11 protein-coding genes are annotated in these 11911 nt (G+C 38.3%); 3 read left to right on the forward strand and 8 right to left on the reverse strand.

All coding sequences use genetic code 11. The features are described 5' to 3' along the window. The first annotated feature begins 31 nt into the window (after window positions 1–31). The 3 genes from speD (at window position 32) to BMZ31_RS15785 (ending at window position 1967) form a co-directional block, all read left to right on the forward strand. A complete protein-coding gene (gene speD / locus BMZ31_RS15775; protein WP_254778878.1) occupies window positions 32–436 on the forward strand; it encodes an adenosylmethionine decarboxylase in 405 nt (134 codons plus the stop codon). Then, the gene (locus BMZ31_RS15780; protein WP_090832897.1) at window positions 433–1410 is read left to right on the forward strand and encodes a spermine/spermidine synthase domain-containing protein; all 978 of its coding nucleotides are present in this window, start codon (window positions 433–435) and stop codon (window positions 1408–1410) included. The genes speD and BMZ31_RS15780 overlap by 4 nt, the downstream gene beginning before the upstream one ends. A gap of 110 nt (window positions 1411–1520) precedes the next feature. Further along, entirely contained in the window at window positions 1521–1967 is a 447-nt protein-coding gene (locus BMZ31_RS15785) for a hypothetical protein (RefSeq protein WP_090832898.1), read from the forward strand. A gap of 434 nt (window positions 1968–2401) precedes the next feature. Here BMZ31_RS15785 and BMZ31_RS15795 read toward each other — a convergent pair whose 3' ends face one another. From BMZ31_RS15795 to BMZ31_RS15830, 8 genes are all read right to left on the reverse strand, one after another. Beyond that, on the reverse strand, window positions 2402–2923 hold the full coding sequence (locus BMZ31_RS15795; RefSeq protein WP_090832900.1) for a hypothetical protein: 522 nt from the start codon (window positions 2921–2923) through the stop codon (window positions 2402–2404). Further along, window positions 2904–3404, reverse strand: coding sequence for a hypothetical protein (locus BMZ31_RS15800; protein WP_090832901.1), 501 nt, complete (start codon window positions 3402–3404; stop codon window positions 2904–2906). Before BMZ31_RS15800 ends, BMZ31_RS15795 begins: the two co-directional genes overlap by 20 nt. Window positions 3405–3866: 462 nt before the next feature. Continuing rightward, window positions 3867–4970: a D-xylose ABC transporter substrate-binding protein gene (gene xylF / locus BMZ31_RS15805; protein WP_090832902.1), complete on the reverse strand. Its 1104-nt coding sequence runs from the start codon at window positions 4968–4970 to the stop codon at window positions 3867–3869. Window positions 4971–5003: 33 nt separating this feature from the next. After that, window positions 5004–6545, reverse strand: a complete 1542-nt coding sequence (locus BMZ31_RS15810; protein WP_090832903.1) for a response regulator — start codon at window positions 6543–6545, stop codon at window positions 5004–5006. Next, window positions 6523–7986, reverse strand: a complete 1464-nt coding sequence (locus BMZ31_RS15815) for a sensor histidine kinase (RefSeq protein ID WP_090832904.1) — start codon at window positions 7984–7986, stop codon at window positions 6523–6525. Before BMZ31_RS15815 ends, BMZ31_RS15810 begins: the two co-directional genes overlap by 23 nt. After that, entirely contained in the window at window positions 7983–8963 is a 981-nt protein-coding gene (locus BMZ31_RS15820) for a sugar ABC transporter substrate-binding protein (RefSeq protein ID WP_090832905.1), read from the reverse strand. Before BMZ31_RS15820 ends, BMZ31_RS15815 begins: the two co-directional genes overlap by 4 nt. 207 nt (window positions 8964–9170) lie before the next feature. Continuing rightward, the gene (locus tag BMZ31_RS15825) at window positions 9171–10346 is read right to left on the reverse strand and encodes a sugar ABC transporter permease (protein WP_090832906.1); all 1176 of its coding nucleotides are present in this window, start codon (window positions 10344–10346) and stop codon (window positions 9171–9173) included. A 12-nt stretch (window positions 10347–10358) separates the two neighbouring features. Continuing rightward, a complete protein-coding gene (locus BMZ31_RS15830) occupies window positions 10359–11879 on the reverse strand; it encodes a sugar ABC transporter ATP-binding protein (protein ID WP_090832907.1) in 1521 nt (506 codons plus the stop codon). Window positions 11880–11911: the final 32 nt, after the last annotated feature.

The raw sequence follows: 11911 nt of genomic DNA on the forward strand, positions 1-11911 counted from the left end.
GAACAAGTAGGGGAATGATGAGTCTTTGACCATGCAAGGAAAGCATATTATTATCGATGGATTTGAGTGTGATTCTTCACATTTAAACAATATTGCATATTTAGAAAAAGCATGTAAAAAAGCGGCTTTAGATGCCGGCATGGAGATAATATCCTCTTATTTCCATAAATTTGAGCCACAAGGAGTAACAGGAGTACTTGTTTTATCAACTTCACATTTATCCATTCATACTTGGCCTGAAGAAAGATATGCGTCATTGGATTTTTATACGTGTGGGAATCCTGACCTTATCGCCCCAGTAAATTTTCTTTTAAAAGAATTGTCTATTAAAAATGCAATGATCTATTCCATCGATCGTGGTGTATCCCATCCTCAACTTATTAAATGTGAAGAAATCACAACCATTGATGCTTCAATTGGAGGGAACCCCACTTGAACAGAAGACAGCGAAGGAAAAACGCCCGTTTATCTTCTAGATATAACCACATCACCAATACCTCTATACAACATAAAGACACTCATGATTACTTTGCAGATAAGTGGGACCGCATCGGACTACAATCAATCTTAAATGGCAAACATAACAATTTATTAAATGTGAAAAGTGACTTCCAAAACATTCATATTGTCGAAGCCAGTGATATTAGAATGTATTTAAATGAACAGTTGCAGTTTAGCTCCTTGGATGAACGAATTTACCATGAAGCATTGGTCCACCCTGCATTCAGTCTTGCGCGTTCTCGGAAACGAGTACTTATAGTAGGCGGCGGCGATGGTCTTGCCATTCGGGAGGTACTAAAATATAAAGATGTTAAACATGTTGATCTTGTTGATTTAGATCCTGAAGTACTTAATGCTGCCAAAAATACTCCAAGTTTAGCCTCTCTTAACGATTATTCTCTTCACGATTCACGTGTAAAACTCCATCCTTTAGATGCGGTTAAATTTCTTGCTTTTAACCACTCTCCTTATCATATTATTATTGTAGACTTTCCTGATCCAACAGACCGTATAATCAGCGATCTTTATACTATCGAATTTTATTCCCTTTTAAAACGTTCTCTGGCTGATGATGGATTGTTTGTTTGTCAATCAAACTCCCCCGAAGACACCCCCATTGTTTTTTGGAGTATAGGAAAAACAATCGAACGTGCAGGATTTAATACGCTTAGTTATCATACGATCGTTCCGTCTTTTGGAGATTGGGGTTTTCATATTGGATCTCCAAAGTCCTTATCGTGGTCAAAAAAACGAGTGAAAGTACAGCACCAGACTTTACCTTCCAAACTAAAAGATATGGCTTATTTCCCTCGCAAAATGTTAATAGGGAAAAGTGAGGCGGTCGTTAATACAAAAAAGAACTCAATATTGCATGATATTTTTAAAAAGGAAATTCTATATTTGGAATGAAGCGGTTTCGGAAATTTAACCGAATAATCATTGCCTATCCAAATTACCATTCAACCAAAGATATCATTCGAAATTTTTCACGGTTCAATAAATATCAAGGTGGATGAAAAATGAGAACCAAAAACATAAAACCATATGCTTATGGCTCCTTATACAAACAGTATTTTCCGGATGGTGTCATTCTTCCTGTTTCATCCGGAAACCTTGTGGATTTTGATATAGCAGGACCATACCAAAATACTAGACCTGATGTTGCAACGAATCGAATTAGAATCCTCAAATCAGGTGTTTATCAAATTACCTCAGATGTATCAGTAATTTTAGAAGAAGAACAATCCGTATTATTCAACATTAACCTCTGTGCTAATGGATCAGACCCACTTATTGGTTCATTTTTCGATGCAGTCAACATAAGTACAGTTACAGGAAAAACAATTCAAGCATTTTTGAACGTTGGAGATGAAATTGGAATTTTTATTGCTCAGACTTTTTCTCCTGGAGGAAGACCACCAAGATATAACAGATCGGCACTAACTGTACTTTTACTCGACTACTAACTGAAAATAAGTCCGGAATTATCGTCTAAAGACCGAAAGTTTTCCACTTGTTGTTTTAAATTCTTTACTGCCATCTTCCTTAATTCTAATAAGGATAAGAAAAGCCGATTATCCAATTCTTTGGAATAATCGGCTTTTTTCTTATGCCACAACTGGCATGGAAATACTTTATGAGAATTATTAATTCTTTCAATCATCTACCTATTGTATTTTTCTTAAATAACCACATTTACTTATGATACGTTCACCGTGATGCGTCTAAATGAGGAATTAAAATTTTGTTTTAATTGGTTATTGATTTTGTTTGGATACAAATTGCTCGTAACAGAGCTCACTTTCTCCACAGACACTGTATATTCTTCTTGGTTTATCTTCTTTCCAATTGATAATAAGTCCAATCTCCTCTACTTCACTTTGACAATCATAATGGTGACTTAATTGAATCCACTAGTTGAAGTGGGTTTATAAGGGTGTTTCTTTTCAATAAAGTTCGAAAGCCAAATGTTAGCCGATAATACAACCAAATAAACGAGAAAGGATAAATACAATTTCCAACCCATATATGTAAAAACATGAAATTTCACTGAAATCCATTCTAGAGCAATAGCTACCCCTGCCCAAAAAATAATATAAAAAAGAAGCTTTAAACCTTTTGGTTTATTATGTTGATAGACGTTTACTACAAAGTAAGAAAGAGTAGGGTAAGTAGCAAAGTGCAATAATATATCAAATAATTCATGTGTGTAATGATCTATCGTAAAGTAAAAGTCATTTGGTTTTACACTAATGGTAATATCGGCCAACAAAGCAAGAAAGACATTAAATGTCCAAATAATATTGATGGTAACGGCAGATAAGCGTCTAGGTAATTTAAACATGAGTGCCCAAGATAAAACTGTGGAAATAATAATAAATATTTCATTTGCATCAAATTGCTTAGGAAGGGGGAAAATCATCAGTCTTCACCTCTTTGGCTCTTTTAATAAGTTTTTCTAAATAAAAGGAGTAAATAACCATTAATAAAATAATTAAGCTGTATCTCAAATATCCATAAAACACATTCCAATTTACCCATTCCAAATATCCAATTTGAACGAAATAGATTTCAATAGAAATAAGTGCTGTTAAGAATACGAAAAGATGAATAAGTTTACTATAAATTGAACGATTAGAGAACAAAATATAAATTAACCATAAAAGTAAGGCTGGCTTAAGTGTCAACTCAGGAATTTTTTGTGTCCAAAAAATCAGTTGACTTGATGGATCTTGCTTTGTTAATTTTAAATTTAAGTTAATGATTACACCTGTATTTGTAATAAGAATATTGGATAAAAAATAACAGCCCAAGACGTTAGTAACGTCCATTTTCTTCATCAAAATATACAAGGAAATTATAGAAAAAATCGCCAATACTAGAAATAGCCACAATGTTTCCATTTTAGTCACCATCTTTATTTATATGTAAAGTATTTTATACATAAAGTTATTTTTTATTAGTAGATTTACAGTTATTCACTTGAGGCTCATGAAAGACACCAAGATGGGTAAGGAAAATGGGGGAAAGTCCAATATCAGCAAGTTTTTGTTGGACGTAATTTAAAATTTAATGTGTTTTACAGAATTATTTATTTGGACTTGTTGAAGAAAAAGAATAGGCAAATAAAAGTAGATGTTAAGTTTCTTTTTGAACGAATGGGAGCGATAGTTCCATACTCACAAATTTTAATAGCCAAAAAATGCAAGTTTTTATTCATAACTTATTTATTTTTGGCTTTTATTTTTCCAAGAATTTAAAAACCTCACCTACTTATGGTACGGTTCACCGCATCATAAGTGAGCAAGGCAATAATCTTTACTTCCATAAATAACTGCCACAAGCAATCAGTCTTAGATTAGCCTTTACTCTCCTAAAGGCTTATAAACTTCTTCCCAAGAATGAAAACCGTCTGCAATGACAGTTTTGTCGATATTAGTCTTATCGACAGCGATTGGCGAGAGTAGAACGGATGGTACTTCGATTTTTCCATTATTCACTTTTCTGTCTGCACCAATGTTTTCTCCTTTTGCAAGCTTGACTGCAAGTCTGGCCGCTTCCTCGGTAAGTGCTTTAATTGGCTTGTAAACGGTCATCGTCTGAGTTCCTACCACGATTCTTTGCGCAGCCGCGAGCTCCGCATCTTGACCAGCAACTGGGATTTTGCCTGCTAGTCCTCGGGCAGCGAGTGCCTGGATGACGCCGCCAGCGGTTGCATCATTAGCCGCAATCACTGCATCAATCTGATTGTTATTGGCTTTAAGAGCGGCTTCCATGTTTGCCAACGCATTTACGGGGGTCCAATCCTTCGTCCATTGATCGAATACGACTGTAATGTCACCTTTGTCTATCAAGGGCTGAAGTACGTTGAAAACTCCCTTTTTGAAGAGGTGGGCATTATAGTCTGTAATGGCTCCACCTATGTAAACATATTTTCCTTTAGGAACCAGCTTTGTAATCGCTTCGGCTTGTAGTTCCCCAACCTTTTCATTATCGAAGGAAACGTACAAATCAATATTCGCGTTTTTAACGAGGCGGTCGTATGCGAGCACTTTAATACCAGCCAAATGAGCCTTTTTGACAATCGTCGCCGCTGCCTCTGCATTGTGGGGAACGACAACTAGGAGATCGACTCCTTCACTAATTAATGTCTCAGCTTGAGAAATCTGTACTGCATCGTCGCCGTTCGCTGCCCTAATCTCCACCTCTGCTCCCAAAGCTTCTACAGCTTCTTTGAACAAGTCCCTGTCCTTTTGCCACCGCTCTTCAAGTAACGTATCCATTGAAAAGCCTATTTTTATCTTCTTATCTGACTCTTTTTCTCCAGTCTCTTCACTTTGTGACAAATCTAATGAGACAGGTTCCACTTTCGTGCCATTAGGCTCACCAACTTCTTCGCATGCTGAGACACCGCACATCAGAGTCAGGATGAGCAGGATCAGCCTCATCTGAATCAAAATCCTTCCCATTCGTTTCTCCCCTTTAGGTTAGGTCACATCTAGTCAGCTTTTTGTTCCTAAGAGTGTCTTTCGAAACTCCTTTGGCGAAGTGCCACACATTTTTTTAAACACCTTGCTAAAATAATTTGGTTCGTGATAGCCGACCTCGAATGTAATTTCCTTTATACTTTTCTCTGGATCTCCCATCAATTGCTTTGCTTTTTTAATGCGGCATTCCGTTAGAAAATCAATGTAATTGATACCAAGCTTTTCTTTGAATATTTTACTGATATATATCGGGCTTAAGCCTACTTTCCTACTTAATGCGTCCAAGGATATATCTTCGTGAGAGTGTTCGATAATATAATGTTTGATCTGGTGAATCGTATCAGCCTCTAAACGATCATAATGTTCCACGTAAGAATGCTTCATTCTATCAAGTAAATGACCTGTTTCAGCGCGCAACTGTCGAAAATCTTGAGCCTGGAAGGAATAAAGAGGCGTATTCGTTTCAACTCCCATTTCATTCATCACTCGAGTTGCAATCCAGAGCAATTCTAAAACCCTTTGCTGTGTTTGTAGGAGATTGGCGCCTTCGTTTTCATAACGTTGAATGACATTCATGACATACATGCGAGCTTGTTCCCATTGGCCAAGTCGTACTTTATCTAAGTATTGTTTTTCACGCTGTTTATCGAGTTGCCCTTCGCCTAACGTTCCCAAAACAGGTACATCTTCATAAAAACGGTATTTGTCTTGAAGTGACGTATCCATAGTAGCAATTAACGATTCTTGGTAAGATTGCCGTATTTGTTCTAAAGAATCACATACGTTTCCAATTCCGACAAACCATCCTTCTCTGAGATCTGAGTTAGCTGCTGAAAGAATCTCATTAGCTAGTTTTTTTGCTTGGGAGCGAAACGTAATATCCGGTTCACGGAAAACGATGATGGGAAGTTGACGCCCATACATTGCGCCAACCCATCCGCTTTTCGTCCTTCTAACTTTTTCTTTAATGGTAGAATAATAGTTTTCAGATCCTGCCGGCAGTAAAACAATCATCACAAACTTCTCATTCGTTGAACGAATGTCCAACATCTCTACTAGCATGTCTAAATGAACTTCATGTACATGATCGAACAACAATTGTGTTACGACGTCTGTTTCCACAAGCGTCAATGCTTTTTGCAACGCTTCTTTTTGATGTTCGTTCATCGCAAGCGACTTCTGTTCTTCTTCCGTTTGCTTCAACACTCTTCCGACAGTTGCTACTATTTCGTTTGCAGTGCTTGGTTTAAGCAAATAATCCTTTACGCCAAGTTTTAGCGCCAAGCGTGCGTAATCGAATGTATCGTATGCCGTCACCATGACAAATTTGATATTAGGAAGTTCTGCACTGATTCTTTCTATTGCTTCAAGTCCGTTCATTCCTGGCATTTTGATATCCATCAAGATTAAATCTGGTCTGAACTCGGTTGCCATTTCAACGGCGATTTTCCCATTTTTAGCTTGTTCGATGATTAGTTCTGGAAATGCTCTCTGCAGTATTACTTGTATACCTTCACGTTCAATCTGTTCGTCATCAACAATCAGGAGCTTTTTCATGTTTCTCTATTCTCCTTGTTTTAGGTATTTTCAACACAACCTTCGTACCCGTCCCCTTACCACTTTCGATATCGATCACGTCTTCATCGCTATAGAAAAGACGTAGGCGCTTAACGACGTTGCTGAATCCAATCCCTGTCGATTGTCCATCGGTTTCAACGAGTTGTTCCTCAAGAATTTGTTTAATTTTGTGTTCTGGCATCCCTAACCCATCATCTTCAATCTCTATCCGCACCCGTTCTTGATCATCTTTGATACGGAACCAAATGACTCCGCCATCTTCTTTTGGCTCAATCCCGTGAACGACAGCATTCTCTACGATTGGCTGTAGTGTCAGGCCTGGAATCGATACATTCAAGCAAGTGTCTTCGATGTCCATATGGAATTGAACGCGGTCGGTAAACCTCGCTTTTTGGATATCCATGTACTGCTTTAAGACGATGACTTCCTCATAGAGAGTAACGGATTTTTCTAAGTGCTTAAGGTTATATCTTAATAAGCCCGCCACACTTACAAGTAAATCACTAGTTTCTTCAGATCCTTCCAAATAAGCTTTTTTAGAAAGTGTGTTTAGTGTGTTAAATAAAAAATGTGGATTAATTTGGCTCTGAAGAGTACGTAATTGGCTTTCTTTTAACAAAAGCTTATTCTGTTGAAGTTCGTGCTCAAGCTGCGCCTTCTCTTGAATTTCAGATATTAAGTTGTTGATGTTGATTCTCATATGATCAAATGTTTTTGCAAGGAATGAGATTTCATCATCAGACTTTACTTCGATTTGTAAATCGAATCTACCGCTGGCTAACTCATTTGCTGCCTGGGTCAGTTTCCATACTGGTTTCGTTATACTTCGTGAGAACCAATAAGTAATGATTAACAATAGAACCGTTATTAATAACATCACCCAGATACCCAGCTTTTTTAATTCAACTGATTGTTCAATGATACCTCGGTAGATGCGATCATACGTCTTCAGTTCTGTGTCTAGTAAAGTAAGCGACATGTCGGATATGTACGCAGAGATGCGAGTCGCTTCGGAGAACTCTTTTGCTGAAGCCTCTGTTTCTTGCACCGACTGGAACATAAGTGACCGATCCGTTGTTTCAATGAGACTATCAATCAAGTTTGTGTAGTTCGTCAAGGCAAAATCATTCTCGGAGTTCCTCAAACCAAAGACTTCGTATTTGGCTCTTCGGATCTTTTCTTTGCTCATGGCCAGTTGTTCTAAATTAGCCGGAGACGGTTTTATCAAGTAGTTATTTAAATCCATGATTAACTGCTGACTTGAGATGGTCACTTCGTTTAAGCGTAAATACCGCTGTAAAATATCATTATATTGATCTTGAGTTTTCTGATTATAGTATGTAAGCGCTATCCAAATAATCGCCATGATAGAAAGCACGACAGTGGCAAGCATCCATATTTTCTTTTGAATTCTATTCATTGTGTATCCTTCGCCTTCAATATTCGAATATCGGTGAGATAGCCATTAATATCAAGTGGAACGGTATCACCTTTTAGCCAATTCATGATGAGACTGACACTGATTTTCCCCATCTTCTCTGGAGATTGCTCAATCATCCCGTCCAGCTTACCTTTCATAAGTAAAGACAAAGATTCAGACCCATCGTCAAATGAATAGATATAGTAAGGCTTGATTTGGGAACGTCTTTCTATTTCTTGTATCATAGCACCTGAGATATTCGCATTTACGGCGATGAACGCATCTACATTTGGAATCCGGTTCAACAAGTCCTGTGTAGTAGCGATTACCTGTTCTCGTGTATCAGGAGTTTCTGCATAAGTTGTTTGAACACTAGGATAATCATCCAAGACATCTTGCATTCCTTTAAGGCGCTGCTCTAAAAAGTATGCCTGATGACTATCATGCATAAGGATAACATGACCTTGGGGGCCCATATCCAATAAGAGCTGTTTGGCAATCATCTGTCCTGCTAAATACTGGTCCGATCCTACATAGGTTCTTCGTAGACTCTCCTCCATCGGAACGTCATTCGCTACCGTAATGATTGGAATTCCATAAAATGCAGCTTTCACTTTTGTTAGATTTTTGAATTCATCCGTATCTAATCCCTGGACAATAATGCCATCTACTTTCGAATGAATGGCAATTTCAAGTTTTTTCAAAAAATCCTCTTGATTGTTGCCATAACTGCCCCACACCTCTAGACTGACATTCTCTTTCTTGGCTTGACCCAAAGCACCAACCCTGACCTTATTCCAGAATGGCGTCTCTAGTTCTTGGGTAATCAAAACAAGGCGATATTGCTCCTGCTTCTTTTTATCTGATGCCTGAGGTAATTGCCACTCTGAGCGAAATACTTTTTCTGCTGATACAATAGTAAAATAACAGAGGATGACTAATATGAAGCAGAGTACGATCATGCCTGTTTTTTTCAAGAGAGGTTTCTCCTTTTTTCCTATAGTATGATAGTTTCATCATATCATCTGGGGACAAATGTTCAATACCTCATGGGTAGCCGAAAATACTTTTGGGGCACCCTCATTTTGAGGTACCCCGTGTGACTGTTCTCATAAAAAATAGTAAACTGGAAATCGGCTAAAACGAAATACTGTTTTTCTAAAAAGATTATGAGAACAAGAAAACTAACTTCCTTTTTTTCGAGTCATAACATCAAAGATAACTGCTCCAGCCAAAACTCCGCCTCTAATCATATATTGATAGGAAATCCCGACTCCAAGCAGGTTCATTCCGCTAGATAGAGATGCCATAACGATGGCCCCGATAATGGCTCCCGTTACTTTTCCGACTCCCCCCGCAGATGAAACTCCGCCAACATAAGCCGCTGCAATGGCATCAAGTTCAAACAATGTTCCGGCCGTAGTTGTAGCAGATTGCAAACGAGAAGTGAATAGAATGCCTGAAAGAGCAGATAACATCCCCATTGATCCAAATACGATATAAGTTATTTTTTTAACATTAATACCGCTCAGATGAGCCGCTTCCGGGTTACTCCCCACTGCATAAATATGTCTGCCAAGCACTGTCTTCGTTGTGAGGAAGTGATAGATGACAACAACTAGAAGCATGATGACAACCGTCCAAGAAAATCCATTGTAACCCGCTAAAATCCAAGTAACATAAGCGATGATTGCTGAAACACACACTAATTTAAGCGTAAATATTCCTTTCGAAACCACTTCAAACTGATACTTAAGTTTATTTCTACGTGTGGAAAATTCGCTGTAAATGTACATGAGAATCCCTAGTAGTCCCACAATCAATGAGAGCAAATGCAAACCATTTACTTGAACAATAGAAGGGATAAATCCGTTACCGATTGCATTGAAGTGATCGTCCTTAATGATGATTGTTCCAGTTTTTTCAGTAACCTGTAGCAGTGCCCCTCTGAAGATAAGCATTCCAGCAAGTGTTGCAACAAAGGAAGGAATTCCGATTTTGGCTATTAGCACGCCATTGAATAGACCAATTACAATTCCAAGTACAAGAATTATTGGGATAGTTAAATAAATAGGCACACCCATTTGCGTGAGGAGAATCGCCGCAATTGCACCAAGAAATCCAGCTGCAAATCCGACGGATAAATCGATGTGCCGAATGACGATAACAAGCGTCATTCCAACAGCCAATACAGCAATATACCCAGTAGAATCTAGTAGATTACTAATATTTCGCGATGACATGAACAGTCCGTCCGTCATGATTGAAAAGGTGAGCATAATTACGATGAGGGCAATATACATACCATAGTCACGAATATTTACTTTGACTAATGACTTCACTTCATTAAAAAAGTTCATAGGTTTTACCTCCTATTGCGTAGCAAGTTGCATAATTTTTTCTTGATCGGCATCGTCTATCGACAACTCGCCTTTGATTTCACCTTCGGCCATAACATACACACGATCACTCATTCCCAGTACTTCTCCAAGTTCTGATGAAATCATGATGATGCTCATACCTTCGCTAATCAGTTTGTTCATAATGGTATAGATTTCGAATTTTGCGCCGACGTCGATTCCGCGTGTCGGTTCATCTAAAATCAGCAACTTTGGTCCGACGAAAAGCCATTTACCCAAAGATACTTTTTGTTGATTACCTCCACTCAATTTGCCAACGATTTGTTCCAAAGAAGGTGCCTTAATATACAATGAATTCTTATATTCATTTGCAATTTTCACCTCTTCGTTTTCGTTAATAACGCCATTTGAGGAGATACTATGCAGATTCGCTGCAGTAACATTACTCTTGATATCTTGAATCAAAAACAATCCATCGCCCTTACGATCTTCCGTTACATAGGCGATACCTGCTTTTATAGCATCACTCGTATGTTTGAATGCCTTTGGTTGACCATCCAATTCTAAATTCCCTTGGAGTTTATAAGCCTTCGGGTTACCAAAAACGCTTAGTGCGAGTTCAGTTCGCCCAGACCCCATCAAACCGGCAATTCCTACGATTTCACCTTTTTTCACATGGAGATGAACATCCTTTACGACTTGTCTGCCTAGTTGAGCATCATATGCGGACCAATATTTTAATTCAAGAATTTTATCGCCAATCTTTTGATTTGTTCTTTTTGGATATATATCGTCAATCTCGCGACCAACCATATTTTTGATGATCGTACTTTCAGAAATTTCACCTTTGGATGCATCTAGTGTACAAATGGTTCGACCATCGCGCAGTATTGTTGCCTTATCAGCAATCGAGATGACTTCTTTTAGTTTGTGTGAAATCATTATGCATGTGATGCCTTGATTTTTAAGCTCCACCAAAAGCTCTAATAAATTTTCACTATCATCCTCATTGAGAGCAGCTGTTGGTTCATCCAATATGAGCAACTTAACATCCTTGCTTAAAGCTTTCGCAATTTCAACGAGTTGTTGTTTACCAACGCCCAGATCTTTAACCAGCGTTTCTGGATTCACATTCAACTTCACTTTTCTCAGCATTTCCTTAGCCTGTACAATCGTCTGATTCCAGTCGACGAATGCACCGCGCTTCACTTCGTTACCTGCAAAGATATTTTCATAGACCGTTAGATCCGGGAACAAAGCAAGCTCTTGGTAGATAATCGCGATGCCGGTCTTGACGCTATCATTGATTTTGTTGAACTGCTGTACACGACCCTCGTACACGATGTCACCTTGATATGTACCGTAAGGATAGACGCCGCTAAGTACTTTCATTAGCGTAGACTTCCCCGCTCCGTTTTCTCCTATTAAACAATGTATCTCGCCTTTTCTTACTTTGAAATTGACATTGGTGAGCGCTTTGACTCCTGTAAACTCCTTGGAAATTTGATTCATCTCCAAAATATATTCGCTCATCGTTTCGCCCCCTTAACTAAACAACAGTTACA

The sequence above is a fragment of the Bacillus sp. cl95 genome (assembly GCF_900115925.1).
GTDB lineage: Bacteria > Bacillota > Bacilli > Bacillales > Cytobacillaceae > Neobacillus_A.